Raw genomic sequence first — 21,437 nt, forward strand, 5'->3', positions numbered from 1 at the left:
ATGGAGACAGACATGAACAAGACCCTTCTCGCTCTCGCCACCGTGCTGGCTCTCTCCGGCTCGGCTTTCGCCGCCAACAACACACACTCGACCAAGCAGGCCCCCGCCGCCACCTGCGTCGACACCACGACCAATGCCAAGCTCGATTGCGCCGTGACCGGCTCGGTCGAAAAGTCCGACGTCAAGGCCAAGAGCCCGCGTCTCGGCATCGAGATCAACCCATGGATCGTGCCGAGCACGTTCTAAGTTGATCGGGCTCGACCACAGCACAACGATTAATTTAAGGGCGGCAGGATAATCCCGGCCGCCCGTTTTTTCCTCAGCGCCCCCATTTCCTCAGCGCAAGCCGGCTTTTCCTGAGTTCAAACCTGGCGTAGCCGAACGGGTTATTTCTTGCGCGGTTTGCGACCCGGCACCGTCTTGGCCTTGCCGGGTCTTGCCGGCGCGCCTGGGATGGCGGTCGAGGTGATCGACACCGGATCGCTGGCCGGAAACGTGTCCTCGAGGCCTTCCTCGAGTTCCTCTTCTTCGGCAGTCACCTCGTGATGCTGCTCATGTTCGAGTGAGCGCACGGCGGACGTCTTGCCAGCTGACTTCGGCGGCGCTTTCGACGGCATCGTATGTTCTCCCTGATGGGGGAAGCAGAACGGCTTGACCCGTCAAACGTTCCTACGCCGCCGCGTCGCTGGCTGCTTCCGACAGGAAAGTAAAGACATAGTCCGAGAAGGAACGCCAGCACTCGACCCGGAAAGCGTCGGCTGCCGTGCGCAACAGCAGGATTTCGCACTTGCCGAGAATGGTGCGCGACGCCGCGCCCACCGGAAAAGCCTCGAGCGACAAATCCTGCGGGCAGCCTGCATTGATCGCGGCGGCAGCCGCCGGGCCGGTGACGGCGAAGGCGACGTTGCGGTGCGAGATGCCGACCGCCGAATGCAATGCGGCAACCCCAGCACGATCGGCCAGCGGATCCTTGCCAGCCTCATCGATAACCAGCCACTCGTCAGGGCCAAGCCACAGCGCCGTGCGCCCTGTCTTCGACGCCGAAGTTTTCGGCTGCTTCGGCAAGGTCAGGCCGAGCGCCTTCGACAGCGCCGCGACGGAAGCCTCCGGCGCGCGCAGCGACATGCGCTCCGCCGGCGGCAGCACCTCGACCTTGACATCCGTTGCGGAAACGACGCGTTCAGCCAGGGCCGGGCGGCGCTCGACCGACGGCGCTGCAGCTGGGGCCGTCTTCTTTGCAGCAGCCTTAGCCATTGAGGCGCCCTCCCGTCTCGTCGAAGAACACCATGCCGGTAACCTCCACTTCGATCATCCCGTTCGGCATCGGCACATAGAGCGTGTCGCCCATCCGGTCGCGCCCGCCGGCAACCAGCGCCAGCGCGATCGAGCGACCGCAATTTTCCGACCAGTAGCTGGATGTGACGTGACCGATCATCTTCATCGGGATCGCCTGCTTCGGGTCGGCGACGATCTGCGCGCCTTCCTCAAGCACCACTTTCGGGTCCTTGGTCTTCAAGCCGACCAGCTGCTTGCGGCCCTTGGCGACCAGATCGGGCCGCGTCAGGCCGCGAATGCCGACGAAATCGGTCTTCTTCTTGCCGACCGCCCAGTCGAGCCCGGCATCGTTCGGCGTCACCGTACCGTCCGTGTCCTGCCCGACGATGATGTAGCCCTTTTCGGCGCGCAGCACGTGCATCGCCTCGGTGCCGTAGGCAGTCGCGCCATGCTTTTGGCCCTCGGCCCACAGCGCTTCCCAGACGGCCTGGCCGTGATCGGCCGGCACGTTGACTTCAAAACCGCGCTCGCCGGTGAACGACATGCGAAACAGCCTGGTCGGCACGCCGCAGATCTTGCCTTCGCGCACCGACATATGCGGCAGCGCCTCGTCCGACATGTCGACGCCTTCGACCAGCGGTGCAATGATGTCGCGCGACTTCGGCCCCTGCACGGCGATGACCGCCCATTGTTCGGTGATCGACGTCAGCCAGACATTGAGATGCGGGAACTCGGTCTGGAGATAGTCCTCCATGTGGTTCATGACGCGCGGCGCGCCGCCGGTTGTCGTCGTCACATGGAAACGATCCGGCGCCAGTCGGCCGACGACGCCGTCATCATAGATGAAGCCGTCCTCGCGCAGCATGATGCCATAGCGGCAGCGGCCGCGTTCCAGCTTCTCCCATGGATTGGTGTAGAGCAGTTCCATGAACCTGGCCGCATCCGGTCCGACCACTTCGATCTTGCCCAGCGTCGAGGCATCGAACAGGCCGGCATTGCTGCGCACAGCGACGCATTCGCGGTCGACCGCCTTGTGCATGTCCTCGCCGGGTTTGGGGAAATACCAGGCGCGCTTCCACTGGCCGACATCCTCGAACACCGCGCCTTGAGCTTCCGCCCAGGGATGGATCGCGGTCTTGCGTGTCGGGTCGAACAGCGGACCGCGCGAATGGCTGACGATCGCGCCGAAAGTGACAGGCGTATAGGGTGCGCGGAACGTGGTCAGCCCGACCTCGGGGATCGGCTTGCCCAGCGTCTCGGCGGCAATCGCCAGGCCGTGCATGTTGGAGGTCTTGCCCTGGTCGGTCGCCATGCCGTTGGTGGTGAAGCGCTTGACGTGCTCGATCGAGCGCATGCCTTCATGCACCGCCTGGCGGATGTCCTTGGCGGTGACGTCGTTCTGGAAATCGACGAAGGCCTTGACCGTCTTGTCCGGCCCGGCGCCGGGCGCCGCGCCCAGCATGCCGCGCGACCAGCTTTCCGACGCGTCGACCTTCGGCTTAACGCCCTTGGCCACTTTGCCGCCCGCATCCTTCGCCGCCTTGGCGCCGGCCGCATAGGCTTCGTCGATCGACGCCGAGAGCCCATCCGTACCGTTGCAGGCGCCGACCGAAACGCAGTCCTGCGCATAGATGCCCGGCACGAAGCGCTTGGTCTCGTCATTGAAGGCGACCTTGCCGCGCGACTGTGAGAACAAATGCACCGACGGCGTCCAGCCGGCCGACATCAGGATGGCGTCGACCGGAATGGTGCGCTCGCCGCCCCCATTCTTCGGCTGCACCGTCATCGAGGTCACGCGCAACTTGCCGCCGGCGCGGATCACCGCGCGGCCGAAATTGACCTCGATCCCGAGCGCCCTCGCCTCGTCGATCACAGGTCCGGTCGGATGGTCGCGCAGGTCAACGATCGCCGCCACGTTGACGCCGGCCTTCTTCAGGTCGATCGCGGCGGAGTAGGCCGAGTCATTGGCGGTGTAGACGCCGACATTTTTGCCGACCGCGACACCGTACTGGTTGAGATAAGTCCGCGCCGCCGAGGCCAGCATGATGCCGGGCCGGTCATTGTCGGCAAACACCATATGGCGTTCGATGGCGCCGGTCGCCAGCACCACGCGCTTGGCGCGTACCTGCCATAGGCGCTCGCGCGGCAAATCGTGGCCGGGGTTTTGCAGATGGTCGCTGACCCGCTCGACCAGGCCGACGAAATTCTGCGCGTAATAGCCGAACGCCGTCGTGCGCGAGAGCACACGGACATTGTCCATGGCGGCAAGCTTGGCTACCGCTGCTTGCGCCCAGCCAAAGCCGTCATGGCCGTCTATCCTGGCGCCGCTCTCGAAACGCAGGCTGCCGCCGAAGCCGGCCTGCTCGTCGACGAGGATGACACGCGCGCCGGTTTCGGCAGCGGCAAGCGCTGCCGCGATGCCGGCCGCACCGCCGCCCAGCACCAGCACGTCGCAATGCGCATAGCGCGAGGAATAATGGTCGGGATCTGGCTTGTCGGGCGAAACGCCGAGACCCGCCGCGGCGCGGATCTTCGGCTCGTAGAGACTCTTCCAGGCCGCCTTCGGCCACATGAAGGTCTTGTAGTAGAAACCGGCCGAAAACAGCGGCGATGCCAGATCGTTGACCGCGCCGACGTCGAAGGCGAGCGACGGCCAGCGGTTTTGCGAGTTGGCGACGAGCCCGTCATAGAGCTCCTGCACCGTGGCGCGGATGTTGGGCGCCTTGCGTGCCGCGTCGCGCTTGACCTCGACCAGCGCATTTGGCTCTTCCGCTCCGGCCGACAGGAAGCCGCGCGGACGGTGATACTTGAACGAACGTCCCACCAGATGCACGCCATTGGCAAGCAGCGCCGAGGCCAGCGTGTCGCCTTCGATGCCGGTGTAAGACTGGCCGTCGAAAGAGAACCGCGCGGTCTTGGCCTGGCTGAGACGGCCGGCGCTCGGAATGCGGAACGCGCCGCTCATTTGGAAGCCATTTCGTTGGAGTTTTTGGGCAGCTTGGACGGTTTCGGCTCGCCGGCTTTGTAAGTCATGACGAACTTGTCGGTGACGGTGTCGCGCACCGCGTTGAAGAAACGCGCGCAGCCATGGATGTGGCGCCAGCGCTCATAGATGATGCCCTTGGGGTTCGAGCGGATGAAGAAGAACTTTTCGAAGTCGTCGTCGCTCTCGCCCGCCATGTTGGCCGAACGCGCAATATGCGCCTCGCCGGCGTTACGGAACTCGAGCTCCGGGCGCTCTTCCTCGCAATAGGGGCAGCGGATGAGAAGCATTATCGTTCGTTCCTACAATTCGCCGTGGCCGACATGCGCGCCGGCCGGTTGGTTGCAAAGCCTCTGGCCCATCGCCGCAAAAGGCGCGACGAGCCGAATGCGCTCCTCTACACTTGCGGCGGGGCGAAACAGCTCGCGATACGCCATGTTGCCGATCGTGAGCTGAAACGGATCGGTCGTTACGATGACGCTGCGCGCATCGAATGTGTCGTCCTCGCCGAGATCGGAGGGCCTGTTCTCCATGAAGATGACCACCTTCTGGCCACCGCTCCACACGCATGCCAGAATGCCGGCGTCGATCGAAAACGGCCAATTGGCTTCGTTGCCGGCGCGGCTGATCGGCTGCGTCCGCACCTCGTCCGGTGACGGAAAATGGAACAGGTCCTGCTCCCCCGCCAGCACCAGCGGCACCGCTACAGCCAGTTCCACCATCATCAGTGCGCCACCGCCGCCGCTGCTGCCTCGTCGATGAGGCGCCCGGTGCGGAAGCGCTCGATGGTGAAGGGCGCGTTGATCGGATGCGGATCGTCCTTGGCAATCGTGTGGGCAAAGACATGGCCTGAGCCGGGCGTTGCCTTGAAGCCGCCCGTGCCCCAGCCGCAATTGACATAGAGGCCTGATACCGGCGTCTTGGCCAGGATCGGCGAACGGTCGGGCGTCACGTCGACGATGCCGCCCCACGAGCGCAGCATCTTCATGCGGGTGAAGATCGGGAACATCTCGCAGATGGCGTCCAGCGTATGCTGCAAAATGTGCAGGCCGCCGGTCTGCGAATAGGAGACATACTGGTCGGTGCCGGCGCCGATCACCAGCTCGCCCTTGTCGGACTGCGAGATGTAGGCGTGCACCGTGTTCGACATCACCACGCAAGGCACCACCGGCTTGACCGGCTCCGACACCAGCGCCTGCAGCGGATAGCTTTCCAGCGGCATGCGCACGCCCGCCATGTTCATGATCACCGAGGAGTGGCCTGCAGCCACCACGCCGACCTTCTTGGCGCCGATGAAGCCGCGCGTCGTGTCGACGCCCATGACCGCGCCATTGGCCGCCCGCTTGACGCCGGTGACCTCGCAATTCTGGATGATGTGCACGCCGCGCGCCGAAGCGCCGCGCGCATAGCCCCAGGCCACCGCATCGTGACGCGCCGTGCCGCCTCGCCGCTGCAAGGCGGCGCCGACGACGGGATAGCGCGCCTGCCTGGAAATGTTGAGCGGCGGGCAGAATTCCTTCGCCTGCTCAGGCGTCAGCCATTCATTGTCGATGCCGTTGAGACGGTTGGCATGGACATGGCGCTTCAGCACCTGGATGTCGTGCACATTGTGCGCCAGCATCATGACGCCGCGCGCCGAATACATGACGTTGTAGTTGAGTTCCTGGGAGAGCCCATCCCACAGCTTCAGCGCATGGTCGTAAATGCCGGCGCTCTCGTCGTAAAGGTAGTTGGAGCGGATGATGGTGGTGTTGCGCCCGGTGTTGCCGCCGCCTAGCCAGCCCTTTTCCAGCACCGCGACATTGGTGATGCCGTGCACGGTGGCGAGATAGTAGGCGGTGGCCAGGCCATGACCGCCGGCGCCGACGATGATGACGTCATATTCCTTCTTCGGCTCCGGCGAGGACCATTGTTCCTCCCAGCCCTTGTGGCCGCGCATGGCCTCGCGGGCGATGGCGAATACCGAATATTTTTTCAACGTTCCAGCCTCGCAAATGGCGATGGGGTATTTTACGCAGCCCCGGCGCGCGAGGTGTATCACTAGCGAAACGGCGCTTCCACCCTTGCGCTGTTTGCGACGGCGCTTGCCGTTTTGCGCCGCGGTGGAAAAGACCTGCCCGGGCTGGCAGGCATGGCTGCGTTCGGACACACTGGCGATCGCGAGACTCTGGAGGACGGATATGGGCAACGCCTGGTGGAATCTAACCTTGCGTTTCCTGCTGGAACTTGCCGCCTTGCTTGGCCTCGGCTTTGCCGGCTGGAGCCTCTCCGGCGGATGGTGGCGCTGGCTCTTCGCCTTGGCCTTGCCGTTCATTGCAGCTGCGCTGTGGGGAACCTTCGCGGTGCGCGGCGATCCGAGCCGGTCCGGACGCGCGCCGGTTCCTGTACCAGGCGCAGTCAGGCTGGTGCTTGAACTGGCCATCCTGTTTGGCGGTGCAGCCGGATTCTATGCCGCCGGTCACACAACCACGGGCGTTGTCATCACGCTGCTCATCGCCATCAGCTACGCATTTTCGCTCGATCGCCTCGGCTGGCTGCTGAAGCAATAGTCCGGCGCGCGGCGCTTGTGCCGCTGCGAAGCCATTCAGCAAGTCGAGCACGTATCGGGTGGCTAGCACCGTCCCGAACTGCGATCAACATCCCGGGTGCCGGCACAGCCGGCGCGATGAAAGGATGCAAAAAATGTTCGCACTCACCAATAAAATAGCGATCGTCACCGGCGCCAGTTCCGGCATCGGCCGCGCCACCGCAAAACTCTTCGCCGAAGAAGGCGCCAGGGTCGTCATCGCCGCCCGCCGCCAGGCCGAACTCGATGCGCTGGTCGTCGAAATCGAGGACGCCGACGGCACGGCAGTCGCGCTTGCCGGCGATGTCCGCGACGAAGCCTATGCAAAAGCCCTCGTCGATCTCGCCGTCGAAAAATTCGGCGGGCTCGATATCGCCTTCAACAATGTCGGCTCCGTCGGAACGATGGGTCCGATTTCGGAACTGTCGCTGGACGGATGGCGCGAGACGCTCGACGCCAATCTGACCAGCGCCTTTCTCGGCGCGAAATACCAGGTGCCGGCGATGGTCGAACGCGGCGGCGGATCGCTGATCTTCACCTCGACCTTCGTCGGTCACACAGTCGGCATGCCGGGCATGACCAGCTATGCCGCGAGCAAGGCCGGACTGATCGGCCTGACGCAGGTACTGGCCGCCGAATACGGCCCCAGGGGCGTGCGGGTCAACGCGCTGATGCCGGGTGGCACCGACACCCCGTCGGCAACATTCAAGACGCCGGAATCACGCGCTTTCGTGGAAAACCTGCATGCCTTGAAACGTGTCGCTGTGCCTGAAGAGATCGCCCGCGCTGCGCTCTTCCTGGCATCGGATGCGTCGAGCTTCACCACAGGATCGGCGCTGTTTGCCGATGGCGGCGTCTCGATCACCCGGACGTGAAGCATTTCGCGGGTCATCGCCCGCGCCGATCAGCCATAGAACCCGAAACCGGACTTGCTTTTTCCACGCGATTTGGCGATTCGGTTTCGGGTGAGGAGGACGGACATGCTGCTGATCAGGACCTATGTCGCCCAGAGCGCAATCGAAGGCGTCGGCGTGTTCGCCGCCGAGCCGATCAGGAAGGGCGCCTCGATCTGGCGGCTCGATCCGGATTTCGACCGGCTGATCCCGACGGACAAATACGAGGCGGCGCCGCCGCACCTCAAGGAATTGCTCGACCGCTATGCCTATCCGAGCCCCGACCGTCCCGGCTTCATGGTCTATGAAGTCGATAATGGCCGCTTCATGAACCACGCCGAGCGGCCGAACACGGATTTTTCGCAATATGGCGGCGCCACCGCCACTCGAGATATATCAGCCGGCGAGGAAATTACCTGCGATTACGGCGAATTCTTCGAGGATTTCGCACGGCTCCATCTGGCCAGCGCCTAGTTGGCGCCCTATCTCGGGGCTGCCGTGGCAAATTGGCGGTTGTCCTTCATTTCCAGTGTGGACAGCGCGGCCTGATTCTGCTATCAGCCGCCACAATTCGTGGTGTAAAGCGCCGCGGAGGCATGTGGCTATGGTCACTTGCCTGTTGATATCAAACCCGAAAGACAGGATTGCCCGTGCAGGTACTCGTCCGCGACAATAACGTTGATCAGGCGCTTCGCGCTCTCAAAAAGAAGATGCAGCGCGAAGGCATTTTCCGCGAAATGAAGATGCGCGGCCATTACGAGAAGCCTTCCGAGAAGCGCGCCCGTGAAAAGGCCGAAGCCGTTCGCCGCGCCCGCAAGCTGGCCCGCAAGCGCGCCCAGCGCGAAGGCCTGCTGCCGATGACGCCGCGCCCGGTTGCTGCCGGCGCCGCCGGTGGTCCTGGTGGTGCTCCGCGTCCGCCGCGGTTCTGACGCCAATTTTTCGTCCTTTTCGAAGGATACTCTGAGGTGGCGCGATGCGGAATCGCCGCCACCTTTTTGTTTGGAGCGCCGCCATTCTGTTGGAGGCCGTTCCCTTGAACGCGCAAACGGCGTTCTAGATTTTGTTACGACAATCTGTGACCCGGCCCGGAGGGGGACCTGGACGGCGCGGCTGAAGTGAGGACAGGGCAGACATGAACGCAATCGGCGTAGAGCGCAAAACCACAATGCGCGGTTTGGCCCTGGCGGCAGCCCTGATGTCCGGCCTGGTGCTTGCCGGTTGCCAGAGCGTTCCGACCGGCGAATTCAACAACATCGACAAGGCGCAAGGCTCAAGCGAGAACATCTCCTCGCTGTCGGCGGTGATCCAGCGCAATCCGCAGGATCCGGAAGGCTACAATGTGCGCGGCTCGGCCTATGGCCGTGGCGGCCAGTACCAGGCGGCGCTGAAGGATTTCGACACCGCCATCCAGCTCAACCCGAATTTCTACCAGGCCTATTCGAACCGGGCACTGATCCAGCGCTTCCTCGGCAACCAGGCGGCCGCCCTTGCCGACTACAACCGCTCGATCCAGATCAATGCAAATTATGACGCCGCCTATATCGGCCGCGGCAACCTCTATCGCAAGGCCGGCCAGACCCAGCAGGCCTTCAACGATTTCCAGAAGGCGATCCAGCTCGACACCACGGATGCCCGCGCCTATCACAATCGCGGCCTGATCTATCAAAGCCAGGGCCAGCACAAGTTTGCCATCGAGGATTTCTCGACCGCCATCTCCCTGGCGCCGGACGCGGCCGAACCCTATAACGGCCGCGGCCTCTCCTATCTCGCCATGAATGACGAGGACAACGCCTTCTCCGACTTCAACATGGCCATCAAGCTCGACGGCAAGAACGCCGAAGCCTGGTCCAACCAGGCGCTGATCTACGAGCGCCGCGGCGACAAGGTCAAGGCCTCGAAGGCCTACCGCGAAGCCGTCCATCTCGACCCGACCTACCAGCCGGCCAAGGACGGCCTGTCGCGCACATCGGGCGCCACCGCCGGCTGAGATGCAGCCGGCGCGCCGCCATCGGCGGCCTTTTATAACAACGTTCTATTCCTGATGCAGTGCGCCGCGTGAGCGGTTTCTCCCAAGGGAAAGCGCAGAGCGCTTCCCCTTGAGATTGCGTATCCAGAAAACCCCACTATCACCCAATCTTAACCACCAGGGGCAAAGCGTTAACCCCTGCCTTGATCGCGCCAAGTTTTCAGCGGAACGCTCCGGGCCATTCAACCGTTGTTGAAGGCATTTTCGAAAGGACTGACCCATGATCAAGAAAATCATCTGTGCCGCGGCACTTGCCACGACGCTGCTTGCCGTTCCCGCCAGCGCCGGCAAGCTTCAGCTCGGCACGCTCGATTGCACCATCGACGGCGGCGTCGGTTACGTCATCACGTCGAACAAGGGCGTCGACTGCACGTTCCGCCCTTATCACCATGGGCCGTCCGAGAAATACACGGGGATGATCTCCAAGCTCGGCGTCGATCTCGGCCAGACGCATCAGGGCCAGCTGGTGTGGGCGGTTCTGGCCGCCACCCGCGGCCATGACGAGGGCGACCTTGCCGGCCATTATTACGGCGTCAACGCCGAGGCGAGCGTGGTGACCGGCGGCGGCGGCAATCTGCTGGTCGGCGGGCTGGACGGCGCCTTTGTGCTGGAGCCGCTCAGCGTCCAGGCGCAGACCGGCGTCAATGTAGCGGTCGCCGTGACCTCCCTGGAGCTGATCCACTCGTTCAAATAAGCATGGGCAAATAAGGATCGACTGATCCCTCTACGCGCGGCGCGGAACAGGTTACTGTTTCGCGCCGCATGCTTTTTGGGGGATCCGCCGTGCTGAAACCAGCCATCGCCGCCGCTATCACCATCATCTGTACCGCCCAGGCCCAAGCGCAAGGCCAGGGTATCGAACTCGGTGTGCTCGATTGCGCCATCGGCGGCGGCACCGGCTTCATCTTCGGCTCCAGCAAGGATCTGAGCTGCACCTTCACGCCGGCCGACAAGAGCTTTTCGCCGGAAGCCTATTTCGGCGCCGTCAACAAATACGGGCTCGACATCGGCACCACCAAGCAGACCGTCATGCAATGGCTGGTGCTGACGCCGCTGAGGAACATCTATGCGCCCGGCGCGTTGGCCGGCGACTATATCGGCGCCAGCGCCGAAGTGACCGCGGCGGTCGGCGCCGGCGCCAATCTCCTGGTCGGCGGCTCCTCGCAGGCCTTCACCCTGCAGCCGCTCAGCCTGCAGACGCAGACCGGTATCAACATTGCGATCGGCGTCAGCCAGTTTCAGCTGCGCAGCATTGAGAACTGACCGGCGCATCAAGCGGAGAGGCTTCCGGCCAATCTCGACCGTTTGCACTTCGATAAAAAGCCACTTGAGCTCAACTGCGCTTGAGGTTTTACAACTCGCCTGACTGAAACAGCGCGCATGGCCCCGCCGGAAAGCCTGACTGGCTTCTGGCGCCATGCGCCGGCATCGAGATATGCAAAGGCAGGGTAAAAGAATGACTGGAATCACCAGCAACAAGGTCGACTGGCGGGCATTGTGGGCAAGCGGCGACCTCGCGCGCTTCTGCTTCATCAGCCTCGGCATCCTGCTGCACGCCACCAACGAGACGATGGTGGCGACGGTCATGCCGGCCATGGTCGGGGACCTCGCCGGTGTGCAGTTCGTCGGCTGGTCGCTGGCCGTCTACGAGCTCGGCGCCATTGTCGCCGGCGCAGCGGCCGGGCGGCTGGTCAGCTATGTCGCTCTACGCTCCAACGTCACGGTCGCCGCCCTGCTCTATGCCGTGGGCGCACTGATCTGCGCCACCGCGCCGTCCATGCCGGTGTTTCTTGGCGGCCGTCTGGTCGAGGGTCTCGGCGGCGGTGCGCTGGTGTCGCTGGCCTTCGTCTCGGTCGAGCGGCTGTTTAACCGCAGCATCTGGCCACAGCTGTTCGGCATAATGTCGGCGATCTGGGGCGTCGCCGCATTCAGCGGCCCGATGCTCGGCGCGATCATGGTCGAGCTCCTGTCCTGGCGCTGGGCCTTCGGCGTCTTCGTGCTGGGTGGCATTGCCATGGCATCGGCAAGCTTCATCGTCCTGAACACGCCGGAAGCGGCGAAGCCGCAGGCCGCCGCCGGCACATCGCCGCCCTTCCCCTATGCAGCACTTGGCTGCCTCGCCATCGCCGTCGTGCTGATCGCCACCGCAGGCGTCGACGTCGCCTTGCTGCGCTCGTCGCTGCTGCTGGCCCTCGGCCTCGCCGGCCTGGCGCTGTTCGTTTTCGTCGACGCCATGAAGCCGCAATCGCGACTGTTCCCGTCGGGCCTGTTCTCATGGCGCTCGCCGGTCGGCAGCGGCATGACCATGGTTGCCGCCTTCTCGGTGGCGACAGTCTCTTTTTCCATCTACGGGCCGCTTCTGCTTACCACGCTGCACGGCATCCCGATCCTGACCACAGGCTACATCATCGCCGCCGAATCGATCGCCTGGTCGATCCTGTCGATCGCCGTCGCCAATGCGCCGCTGCAGCGCGAACGGCAGATCCTCGTCATCGGCGCGCTGATGATTGCAGCCGGCCTCGCGGGTTTCGCCTATGCCATCCCCGCCGGCTCGATCCCGCTGATCCTGCTCTGCGCTTTGTTGCAAGGCGGTGGCTTCGGCGTGTCATGGCCCTTCCTGACCCGCATCATCGTCGCCTCGGCCCGCGACGGCGAGCAGACGATCGCCTCGGCCGCCGTGCCGACCATGCAGCGCATCGGCTACGCCGTGGGCGCCGCCATGGCCGGCATCATCGCCAATGCCAGCGGCTTTTCGGACGGACTGAACCGCGAGGCAGCAGCGCACGTCGCCGGCTGGCTGTACCTGGCCTTCGTGCCACTCGGCATTGTCGGTTGCCTGGCGGCGTTGAAGATGGCTTTGGCGGCACGCCGGCCGCAACTGGCGCCAGGCTGAGGGCACGGCCGATCGAGAATTTGGCGACAGCATTCCGCCGGCGCTGTCGGCGTCAAATGCCCTCGGCCACAAGGCTGCTTGCAAGACCATGGCCTGCCCGATTGCGGAACCGGCGGCCGCTCAGGCTTGCAAACGCTCGGCGATGAGCGCGGCGAGCCGCGCCGCCACCTCGCCCTTGCCCATCTCAGGCCATTCCTCGACACCGTCCTTCGAGACGATGCGCACCTTATTGCGGTCGCCGCCCATGACGCCGGTGGGGCCGACGCCGCTTTCATGCGAGACATCGTTGGCGACAATGAAATCGGCGCCCTTCTTCTTCAGCTTGGCCTCGGCATTCGCAATCAGGTCCTGCGTCTCGGCGGCGAAGCCGACAACCAGCCCCGGCCGTTGCCCGTGATGACCGACACTGGCGAGAATGTCGGGGTTTTCGACCATTTGCAGCGCCGGTGGGCCCTGGCCCGCCACCTTCTTGATCTTCTCGCCGGCCGTGCCAGCGGTGCGCCAGTCGGCGACGGCAGCTACGAAGACCGCGGCGTCCGCCGGCAACAACTGTTCGACGGCCGCCTTCATCTCGGCCGCGGTCTCGACATGTGTCGTCACAACGCCGGCCGGATCGGCAATACTGACCGGACCGGAGATCAGGCGTACATCCGCGCCCAGTCTTGCCAGCGCTGCCGCAATCGCATGGCCCTGCTTGCCCGAAGAGCGGTTGGCGATGTAGCGCACCGGGTCGATCGGCTCATGCGTCGGCCCCGAGGTGACGATGATCCTGCGGCCGGCCAGCGGCTTCGGCCTGCTGTCGAGCAGTGCCTCGATCACTGCCACGATCTCCAGCGGCTCGGCCATGCGGCCCTCGCCCGCCTCGTTGCTTTCCGCCATCTCGCCCTTGGCCGGGCCGACGAAGGCGATGCCATCCTTGGCGAGCGTCGCCCGGTTGCGGCTCGTCGCGGCATGCGACCACATTTTCGGGTTCATCGCCGGCGCCATCAGCACCTTCTTGTCGGTGGCGAGCAGCACCGTCGAGGCCAGATCGTTGGCATGGCCGTTGGCGAGCTTGGCCATCAGGTCGGCGGTGGCCGGCGCCACCACCAGAAGGTCGGCCTCGCGCGACAGCCTGATATGGCCGACATCGTGCTCGTCACTGCGGTCGAACAGTTCGGTGAAGACATGGTCGGCCGAAAGCGCGCCGACCGAAAGCGTGGTGACGAACTCCTGCGCCGCCGATGTCATCACGACGCGCACCGCCGCACCGCGCTCGCGCAGCCGGCGGATCAGGTCCAGCGCCTTGTAGGCGGCGATGCCGCCGCCGATGATCAGCAGGATGCGCTTGCCGTCGAGGGTGCTGTGCGTTTTTGTGGATTGACCTCGCTGGGACAGATCGTTGTCAAAACCTCCATGAGGCTCAACCAGGCGGCGGATTGTTGCATGGAGGGTTTCGCTCTCGGGCATGCCGGCTTCCGCCGACAGCACGCTTTTGGCAAGCGCATCACGCGCCTCTTCCTCCATCGACACCCCGCGCGCCGCAGCGCGCTCACGCAATTTCTGCTTCACGTCGTCAGCTAGATTGCGGACAGTAATGGTGCCCATGACTTGCTCCGCGACATCAATAGCGCGACTGCAACGCTAGCACCACAGTTGCTAGCGTTGCAAGCGATCAGAGCAGCTTCCACGCGATATACACCAGCGTCAGCGCGATGACCCACAGCGCCATGCGGCCGGAGCGGGTGTAGCGCGCTTCGGCCTTACCGATGGCGCGCGATGTCGCTTCGTCGAAGCGCAGGCCGTGTTCGGCCATAAAATCGATCTCGCGCGACAGCCGTTCGGTGCGGGCGGCAAGATCGGGCGCTTGGCGGGCCAGCGCCAGCAGCGCCTTGGCGCCGTCGCGCGCGTCCATCAGCAGGCCGCTCGGGCCGAGATTGCCGGCGATCCACTGGCCGACCACCGGCTCGGCCGTCTTCCACATGTTGAAGGCCGGGTCGAGCGTGCGCGCGACGCCTTCGACCACCACCATGGTCTTCTGCAACAGGATCAGTTCCGACCGCGTGGCCATATCGAACAGTTCGGTGACCTCGAAGAGCAGCGTCAGAAGCTTCGCCATCGAGATGGTTTCAGCCGGCTGGCCATGGATCGGCTCGCCGATCGCGCGAATGGCCTGCGCGAAAGCCGCGACATTGTGCTGACGCGGCACGTAGCCGGCCTCGAAATGCACCTCGGCGACGCGCAGATAGTCGCGCGTGATGAAGCCGTAGAGGATTTCGGCGAGGAACCGGCGCTCCTTCTTGCCGAGCCGTCCGGCAATGCCGAGATCGACGGCGACGATATTGCCATTGGCCTCGACGAACAGATTGCCTGGATGCATGTCGGCATGGAAGAAGCCGTCGCGCAGCGTGTGACGCAGGAACGACTGGATCAGGTTGGTGGCGATCGCCTTCAGATCGTGCCCCGCCGCCGCGAGGCCGGCGATGTCGTTCATCTTGACGCCGTCGACCCATTCCATGGTCAGCACATCGCGCCCGGTGCGCTCCCAGTCGACCGACGGCACGCGGAAGCCCGGATCGTCCTTGGTGTTTTCGCCCAGTTCCGAAAGTGCGGCCGCCTCGAGGCGAAGATCCATCTCGATCTTGGTGGTCTGCGCCAGCGTCTCGGTCACCTCGACCGGCCGCAGCCGGCGCGACGACGGGATGTATTTCTCCTGCAGCCGAGCGGCGAGGAAATAGCTTTCGAGATCCTGGAAGAAGCGGCGGCGCACGCCAGGCCGGATCACCTTCACCGCCACCTTGGTATCGACACCGTCATGCATGGCTTGCGCGGGATGAACCTGGGCGATGGAGGCCGCCGCGACCGGCCCGCCGAACTGCGTATAGAGTTCGCCGATCTTGCGCCCGAGCGAGCCCTCGATCGCCGCCACCGCTTCCGCCTGCGAAAAAGTGTGCATCTTGTCCTGCAGCATGGCGAGGTCGAGCGCCATGTCGTTGCCGACGACATCAGGCCGCGTCGCCAGGAACTGGCCGAGCTTGACGTAGGAGGGTCCGAGCCGGACCACCGCCTTGGCCAGCCGGTCGCTGCGCTCATAAGTGAGCGCGCGGCGGCGGGTGAAGAGCCGGGCCATGCGCCAGCCGAATTTCGGCAGGCCGCCGAGTTCGTCGCCAGGCAATGCTGCGATCACGCCTTCGCGAACCAGCACCCAGCCGGCCCGTGCGAGCCGAAAGGCGGCGCCGACGCTGCTCATCGCCTACCCTGCTGCTGCAAACTGTGGTGCCTCAAAGCTTCCAGCCCGAATGCAGGGCGGCAATGCCGCCGGAATAGTTGCGGAACGACACGCGCTCGAAGCCCGCGCGGGTGATCATGGCAGCAAAGTTCTGCTGATTGGGAAATTTGCGGATCGATTCGACCAGGTAGGAATAGGGTTCGCCCTCGCCCGTCACCATCTTGCCGATCTGCGGAATGGCGTTGAACGACCAGGCTTCGTAGACCTTGTCCAGCAGCGGCATCTCGACCTCGGAAAACTCCAGGCACAGGAACCGTCCGCCGGGCTTCAGCACGCGAAAGGCTTCCGTCAGCGCGACATCGATGCGCGGCACGTTGCGGATGCCGAATGCGATGGTGTAGGCGTCAAAGGTGCTATCGGTGAAAGGCAGTTCCTCGGCATTGGCCTCGACGAAATCGGTGTTGCCGGACAGGCGCTTTTTCTCCGCGCGGTCACGGCCGACGCTGAGCATCGAGCCGTTGATGTCGAGCACCGTGGCATGCGTGTTGCCATGGCTGGCGTCTACAATGCGGAAGGCGATGTCGCCGGTGCCGCCCGCCACGTCAAGCACTTTCCAGCCCGGACGTTTCGGCGGATTGAGCCATGTCACCATGGCATCCTTCCACAGCCGGTGCAGCCCGGCCGACATCAGGTCGTTCATCAGGTCGTAGCGGTTCGCCACCTTGTGGAAAACATCGTTGACCAGAGGCTGCTTGTCGCCTGGCCCTACCTTCTTGAAACCATAGGAGGTTTCCATGCCGCCCGCGGCCGTGGTTCTCTCAACTGACATTATTTTGATCCGTCATAAAACCGGCGGGACCATAGCCGATCGATGGTGCGGGCGCTATTGTTTAAGGCGCGGTGTTCGGCCGCGCTTCCAGGTGGTGGGCTTTACGGCCTGGACTGATGAGACGGGATAACTGCATGCCTTTGAAAGCAGAACTGCACTGCCACATCGAGGGGGCAGCGGCGCCCGAACTCGTCATCCGTCAGGCGCAGAAATACGGCAAGGACACCTCGCCCTATATCCAGAACGGCTCCTTCGTCTGGCATGATTTCACCTCGTTCCTGGCGGCTTATGATTTTTCCGCCGACCTGTTCCGCACCGAGGAGGATTATGCCCGCCTCGCCGACCATTATCTGACCAGCCTTGCCCGCGACGGCGCCATCTATTCCGAGGTCTTCACCTCGCCCGACCATGCCGTCAGGGCCGGCCTGTCGCCCAAGGCCTATACCGATGCGCTCGGCGAAGGCATGCTGCGCGCCAAAGCCAAGACCGGCATCGAGGGCCGCATGATCGTCACCGGCGTACGCCATGTCGGCGTCGAATCGATCGAGCAGGCGGCGCGCTTTGCGGCGCGCTGCGGAAATCCGCTGGTCACCGGCTTCGGCGTCGCCGGCGACGAGCGCATGGGCGAGATGGAGGATTATGTCAGGGCCTTCGAGATCGCCCGCGAAGCGGGCCTCGGCATCACCATCCATGCCGGCGAGTTGACCGGCTGGGAGACGGTGCAGGCCGCACTCGACCACATCCGCCCCTCGCGCATCGGCCATGGCGTGCGCGCCATCGAAAATCCCGATCTGGTGCGGCGCATCGCCGATGAGGGCATCGTGCTGGAATGCTGCCCCGGCTCCAACATCGCGCTCAAGGTCTACGACAGTTTCGCCGATCACCCTTTCCCTGCGCTGCAGGCAGCCGGCTGCAAGGTGACGCTGAATTCTGACGACCCGCCCTATTTCTGGACTTCGCTGAAGCGCGAATACGACATCGCCGCCGAGCATTTCGCCATGAACGAAAAGGCGCTGGCCGCCATCACCCGAACCGCGATCGAGGCGGCTTTCGTCGACAGGAAGACGAAAAGCGCGCTGCTTGCCCGGCTCGATGCGAAGAGGTGAATGGTGAATGGTGAATGGTGAATGGTGAATGGTGAATGGTGAATGGTGAATGGTGAATGGTGAATGGTGAATGGTGAATGGTTTGCCGGCTCTTCGGCCTGTCAACCGCAATGATCGATCCATCGGGACTCGCAAACCTGCTCACTATTCACTATTCACTATTCACCATTCACTGGAGCAACCCATGCAGGGCGTCACCGTCGTCGACCACCCGCTTGTCCAGCACAAGCTCACCATCATGCGCAAGAAGGAGACGTCGACCGCCGGCTTCCGGCGGCTGCTGCGCGAGATCTCGCTGCTGCTCGGCTACGAGGTCACCCGCAACCTCGAACTGACGACGACGACCATCGAAACCCCGATGGAAACCATGGAAGCGCCGACGCTGGAAGGCAAGAAGCTGGTCTTCGCCTCGGTGCTGCGCGCCGGCAATGGCCTGCTCGAAGGCCTGCTCGACCTGGTCCCGGCGGCCCGCGTCGCGCATGTCGGCCTCTACCGCGATCACGAAACGCTGGAGGCGGTGGAATATTTCTTCAAGGCGCCGAGCGATCTCGCCGACCGGCTGGTGATCGTCGTCGATCCGATGCTGGCGACCGCGAACTCGGCCATCGCGGCCATCGACAAGCTGAAGGAGCGCGGAGCCACCAACATCCGTTTCCTTTGCCTGCTGGCGGCGCCAGAAGGCATCGAGCGCTTCACCAAGGCGCATCCGGATGTCCCGGTCTTTACCGCTTCCATCGACCGCCAGCTCAACGAGAAGGGCTACATCATGCCCGGCCTCGGCGATGCCGGCGACCGCATGTACGGAACCAAATGACGGCGGCTGGCAAGGCCAGCTGACATCCAGTCGTTTACCGCCCGTTTACGCAAAGCCGCGGTTTCGGGTTGGCGTTAAAGCGGCACACACCATACGTGGGCAAGAATGGGCCTTCACAAAGGTCCATTCATGCTGCGCAAGCTTGTCATTCTGGGCGTGTTCGCCGGAACGTCGGCATCGATCCCGATCGTCTATCAGTCGAATCCGCAGATTCTCGACAACCTGTTGAAGTCGACCGTCGCCGGCAAGGCGTCCGCGCAGCCTCAGCCCGAACTGAACATGGCCTCGGTTCCCGGCAAGCCGGCCGCACCGCTGCCCACTGGGCGCAAAGTATTGGTGGCGGCTGACGAGCGCGGCCATTTCACCTCCGCCTTCAAGCTCAACGGCCGCCAGGTCGACGGCATGATCGACACCGGCGCCACTTTGGTCGCCATCAACACCTCGACGGCGCGCCGCATCGGCATCTCGCTCGACCCGTCGGACTTCAACCAGCAGGTCAACACCGCCAATGGCGCGATCAGGGCCGCCGTGGTCAACATCGATCGCCTGCAGATCGGCAAGATCAGCGTCGACAACGTCCAGGCGGTAGTGCTCGACGACAAGGCTCTGCGCACCAACCTCATTGGCATGAGCTTTTTGCAGCGGCTGGCAAAATACCAGGTCGAAAACGGCACACTGTTGCTGGTGCAGTAGCGCGTTCCGCTACCCGCGCGGCAGCACGCGCCGGATGACAGTCTTGTCGGCGGCTGGTTTCGACGCCCCGATCGTATAGGCCGAAAGCACGGCGGCTGCGGCCGCTTCGGCCTCCACTTGCGTGCGGGCGTGGACCAGCGCCAGCGGCTCGCCGGTCCGCACCTCGGCGCCGAGCGGCAGCAGCCTGGTGATGCCGACCGCATGGTCGATCCTGTCGTCCGGCCGCGTGCGCCCGCCACCGAGCCCGACCACAGCAAGGCCGATATCGCGGGTGGCAATAGCGGTGGCAAAACCGTTGCCTGTCGCCTTGACCGCAAACTCCACCGCCGCTTTCGGCAGGTATTTTTCCGGCTTCTCGACGAAATCGGCGGGACCGCCAAGGGCTGCGACCATACGCGCGAAGGCGGCTGCCGCGCGGCCGCCGGCCAGCGTCTCGGCCGCGCGCCTGAGACCGTCCTGATTGGACGACGCCAGCCCTGCCGATTGCAGCATCTCGGCGGCCAGCGCCAGCGTCACATCCTCCAGTCGCTTGTCGCGGAACCTTCCGGTGAGGAAATCGACGGCGTTGCGCACCTCGACCGCGTTGCCGGCCGCCGACGCCAGCGGCTCGTTCATACCGGTGACCAGCGCCGAGGCCTTCAGGCCGGCGCCGTTGGCGATCTCGACCAGGCTGTTGGCCAGTGCTGTCGCGTCGCGCGACTTCTCCATGAAGGCGCCATTGCCGACCTTGACGTCGAGCACCAGCGACCGCAGGCCGGCCGCGAGTTTCTTCGACAGGATAGAGGCAGTGATCAGCGGCACCGATTCCACCGTTCCGGTCACATCGCGGATCGCATAGAGGCGACGGTCGGCGGGCGCGAGATCGGCGGTCTGGCCGATGATGGCACAGCCGGTCTCGAGCACGGTCTTGCGGAAGCGCGCGATATCCGGCTGGCTGATATAGCCTGGGATGGCATCCATTTTGTCCAGCGTGCCGCCGGTATGCCCAAGGCCCCTGCCGGAGATCATCGGCACATAGGCGCCGCAAGCGGCGACGATCGGCGCCAGCATCAGCGAGACATTGTCGCCGACGCCGCCGGTCGAATGTTTGTCGGTGACCGGACCCGGCAGGTCCGACCAGTCGAGCACATCGCCGGAATCGCGCATGGCGAGCGTCAGCGCCACCGCCTCGTCGCGGTTCATGCCGTTGAAGAACACGGCCATGGCGAAGGCGCCGACCTGGCCGTCCGAGACGCTGCCCGAAGTCACGCCCGCGACGAAGGCCGAAATCTCCTGCGGGGACAGTTTCTGGCCGTCGCGCTTGCGGCGGATGATTTCCTGCGGAAGCATCAGGCAGCGCCCTTCGGCTCCGGCAACCCATCCTGGAACACATGCGCAAGGATCGTCGCCAGCCGTGCGCCGCCGATCGGCGCCATGTCCTTGGTCTCCTGGTGCGACAGTTCCGCCCCGGTCATCCCGGCGGCGAGATTGGTGATCACCGAACAGGCGGCTACGCGAAGCCCAAGGAAGCGGGCGAGAATGACCTCCGGCACGGTCGACATCCCTACCGCATTGGCGCCCATGACGCGCGCCATGCGGATTTCAGCAGGGGTTTCGAAACACGGACCGGAAAACCACATATAGACGCCCTTGTGCAGCGCCGTCCCTGTCGCCTTCGCCGCCCGTTCGATCGCCGCGCGCAAGCCGGCATCATAGGCTTCGGTCAGGCCGACGAAGCGGCGGTCGCTCGGTTCGCCGATCAGCGGGTTGGAGCCGGAGAAATTGATGTGATCGGTGATCAGCATCACCGATCCTGGCAGCATGTCGGGATCGACCGAGCCGGCGGCATTGGTAAGGATCAGCTTGGTGATGCCGATGCCGGCAAGCACCTCCAGCGCCGGCCGCATTGCAGCAGCAACGCCGTGCTCGTAGTAATGGGCGCGGCCGGACAGCATCAGCACCGGCGTGCCGGCGAAAAGCCCCGCGACCACCTCGCCGGCATGGCCAGTCACCCCGCTGCGGGGGAAACCCGGCAGGTCGGCATAAGAGATGCGCACGGCATTCTCGACCTGGTCGACAAGCCCGCCAAGGCCCGACCCCAGCACCATCGCCGTTGTTGGCGCCAACCCGTCCAGTCTTTCAACGAGGTGGTCCAGAGCTTCCTTCATATCA

The 21,437-nt window shown here is 64.2% G+C and carries 23 protein-coding genes; 12 read left to right on the top strand and 11 right to left on the bottom strand.

From position 1 onward, the window contains the following. Positions 1 to 12 precede the first annotated feature (12 nt). Entirely contained in the window at positions 13 to 246 is a 234-nt protein-coding gene (locus tag NKI05_RS03195; RefSeq protein ID WP_023671148.1) for a DUF680 domain-containing protein, read from the top strand. 140 nt (positions 247 to 386) lie between these two features. On the opposite strand, the gene NKI05_RS03200 is transcribed toward NKI05_RS03195, so the two are convergent. From NKI05_RS03200 to NKI05_RS03225, 6 genes are read right to left on the bottom strand one after another with little or no spacing between them, the layout of a single operon-like run. Further along, on the bottom strand, positions 387 to 617 hold the full coding sequence (locus NKI05_RS03200; protein WP_023691851.1) for a hypothetical protein: 231 nt from the start codon (positions 615 to 617) through the stop codon (positions 387 to 389). Positions 618 to 669: 52 nt separating this feature from the next. Continuing rightward, complete coding sequence (locus NKI05_RS03205; RefSeq protein WP_023691852.1) at positions 670 to 1,254, bottom strand: sarcosine oxidase subunit gamma; 585 nt, start codon at positions 1,252 to 1,254, stop codon at positions 670 to 672. After that, on the bottom strand, positions 1,247 to 4,240 hold the full coding sequence (locus NKI05_RS03210) for a sarcosine oxidase subunit alpha (RefSeq protein ID WP_023814643.1): 2,994 nt from the start codon (positions 4,238 to 4,240) through the stop codon (positions 1,247 to 1,249). Before NKI05_RS03210 ends, NKI05_RS03205 begins: the two co-directional genes overlap by 8 nt. Continuing rightward, on the bottom strand, positions 4,237 to 4,548 hold the full coding sequence (locus NKI05_RS03215; protein WP_023683197.1) for a sarcosine oxidase subunit delta: 312 nt from the start codon (positions 4,546 to 4,548) through the stop codon (positions 4,237 to 4,239). Before NKI05_RS03215 ends, NKI05_RS03210 begins: the two co-directional genes overlap by 4 nt. A gap of 12 nt (positions 4,549 to 4,560) precedes the next feature. After that, positions 4,561 to 4,983: a hypothetical protein gene (locus NKI05_RS03220; protein ID WP_023686459.1), complete on the bottom strand. Its 423-nt coding sequence runs from the start codon at positions 4,981 to 4,983 to the stop codon at positions 4,561 to 4,563. After that, positions 4,983 to 6,236, bottom strand: a complete 1,254-nt coding sequence (locus NKI05_RS03225) for a sarcosine oxidase subunit beta (protein ID WP_023686460.1) — start codon at positions 6,234 to 6,236, stop codon at positions 4,983 to 4,985. The genes NKI05_RS03220 and NKI05_RS03225 overlap by 1 nt, the downstream gene beginning before the upstream one ends. Positions 6,237 to 6,438: 202 nt before the next feature. On the opposite strand from NKI05_RS03225, the gene NKI05_RS03230 reads away from it, so the two are divergent. From NKI05_RS03230 to NKI05_RS03265, 8 genes are all read left to right on the top strand, one after another. Continuing rightward, entirely contained in the window at positions 6,439 to 6,807 is a 369-nt protein-coding gene (locus tag NKI05_RS03230) for a YrdB family protein (RefSeq protein WP_023671141.1), read from the top strand. Positions 6,808 to 6,940: 133 nt separating this feature from the next. Next, positions 6,941 to 7,699, top strand: coding sequence for an SDR family oxidoreductase (locus NKI05_RS03235; RefSeq protein WP_023671140.1), 759 nt, complete (start codon positions 6,941 to 6,943; stop codon positions 7,697 to 7,699). A gap of 105 nt (positions 7,700 to 7,804) precedes the next feature. Further along, complete coding sequence (locus NKI05_RS03240) at positions 7,805 to 8,191, top strand: SET domain-containing protein (RefSeq protein ID WP_023686461.1); 387 nt, start codon at positions 7,805 to 7,807, stop codon at positions 8,189 to 8,191. 176 nt (positions 8,192 to 8,367) lie between these two features. Then, positions 8,368 to 8,646: a 30S ribosomal protein S21 gene (gene rpsU / locus NKI05_RS03245; protein ID WP_023671138.1), complete on the top strand. Its 279-nt coding sequence runs from the start codon at positions 8,368 to 8,370 to the stop codon at positions 8,644 to 8,646. A 203-nt stretch (positions 8,647 to 8,849) separates the two neighbouring features. Then, entirely contained in the window at positions 8,850 to 9,704 is an 855-nt protein-coding gene (locus NKI05_RS03250; RefSeq protein WP_023686462.1) for a tetratricopeptide repeat protein, read from the top strand. A gap of 259 nt (positions 9,705 to 9,963) precedes the next feature. Beyond that, the gene (locus NKI05_RS03255) at positions 9,964 to 10,437 is read left to right on the top strand and encodes a DUF992 domain-containing protein (protein ID WP_023814645.1); all 474 of its coding nucleotides are present in this window, start codon (positions 9,964 to 9,966) and stop codon (positions 10,435 to 10,437) included. A gap of 89 nt (positions 10,438 to 10,526) precedes the next feature. Next, the gene (locus tag NKI05_RS03260; RefSeq protein ID WP_023671135.1) at positions 10,527 to 11,006 is read left to right on the top strand and encodes a DUF992 domain-containing protein; all 480 of its coding nucleotides are present in this window, start codon (positions 10,527 to 10,529) and stop codon (positions 11,004 to 11,006) included. A 193-nt stretch (positions 11,007 to 11,199) separates the two neighbouring features. Then, positions 11,200 to 12,636, top strand: coding sequence for an MFS transporter (locus NKI05_RS03265; RefSeq protein ID WP_023686463.1), 1,437 nt, complete (start codon positions 11,200 to 11,202; stop codon positions 12,634 to 12,636). Between the two features lie 120 nt (positions 12,637 to 12,756). On the opposite strand, the gene coaBC is transcribed toward NKI05_RS03265, so the two are convergent. The 3 genes from coaBC to ubiE form a co-directional block, all read right to left on the bottom strand. Further along, positions 12,757 to 14,223 (bottom strand): bifunctional phosphopantothenoylcysteine decarboxylase/phosphopantothenate--cysteine ligase CoaBC, encoded by a 1,467-nt coding sequence (coaBC, locus tag NKI05_RS03270; protein ID WP_023814647.1) that lies wholly within the window; start codon positions 14,221 to 14,223, stop codon positions 12,757 to 12,759. A gap of 67 nt (positions 14,224 to 14,290) precedes the next feature. Further along, entirely contained in the window at positions 14,291 to 15,865 is a 1,575-nt protein-coding gene (gene ubiB, locus NKI05_RS03275; protein WP_352792172.1) for a 2-polyprenylphenol 6-hydroxylase, read from the bottom strand. A 31-nt stretch (positions 15,866 to 15,896) separates the two neighbouring features. After that, positions 15,897 to 16,673, bottom strand: a complete 777-nt coding sequence (ubiE, locus tag NKI05_RS03280; protein WP_023747104.1) for a bifunctional demethylmenaquinone methyltransferase/2-methoxy-6-polyprenyl-1,4-benzoquinol methylase UbiE — start codon at positions 16,671 to 16,673, stop codon at positions 15,897 to 15,899. Positions 16,674 to 16,807: 134 nt separating this feature from the next. On the opposite strand from ubiE, the gene NKI05_RS03285 reads away from it, so the two are divergent. From NKI05_RS03285 to NKI05_RS03295, 3 genes are all read left to right on the top strand, one after another. Beyond that, on the top strand, positions 16,808 to 17,779 hold the full coding sequence (locus tag NKI05_RS03285; RefSeq protein ID WP_023691857.1) for an adenosine deaminase: 972 nt from the start codon (positions 16,808 to 16,810) through the stop codon (positions 17,777 to 17,779). 184 nt (positions 17,780 to 17,963) lie between these two features. Next, positions 17,964 to 18,593, top strand: coding sequence for a uracil phosphoribosyltransferase (upp, locus tag NKI05_RS03290; RefSeq protein WP_023671129.1), 630 nt, complete (start codon positions 17,964 to 17,966; stop codon positions 18,591 to 18,593). Positions 18,594 to 18,722: 129 nt separating this feature from the next. Next, positions 18,723 to 19,286, top strand: coding sequence for a TIGR02281 family clan AA aspartic protease (locus tag NKI05_RS03295; RefSeq protein ID WP_023814648.1), 564 nt, complete (start codon positions 18,723 to 18,725; stop codon positions 19,284 to 19,286). Positions 19,287 to 19,295: 9 nt separating this feature from the next. On the opposite strand, the gene deoA is transcribed toward NKI05_RS03295, so the two are convergent. After that, positions 19,296 to 20,615 carry a thymidine phosphorylase gene (gene deoA, locus NKI05_RS03300; protein ID WP_023814649.1) on the bottom strand — a complete coding sequence of 440 codons (1,320 nt, stop codon included), beginning with the start codon at positions 20,613 to 20,615 and terminating at the stop codon, positions 19,296 to 19,298. Continuing rightward, positions 20,615 to 21,433 (bottom strand): purine-nucleoside phosphorylase, encoded by an 819-nt coding sequence (locus NKI05_RS03305; protein WP_023686468.1) that lies wholly within the window; start codon positions 21,431 to 21,433, stop codon positions 20,615 to 20,617. Before NKI05_RS03305 ends, deoA begins: the two co-directional genes overlap by 1 nt. Positions 21,434 to 21,437 lie beyond the last annotated feature (4 nt).

It is taken from the genome of Mesorhizobium sp. M0771, from assembly GCF_040320155.1.
Taxonomy (GTDB): Bacteria; Pseudomonadota; Alphaproteobacteria; order Rhizobiales; family Rhizobiaceae; genus Mesorhizobium.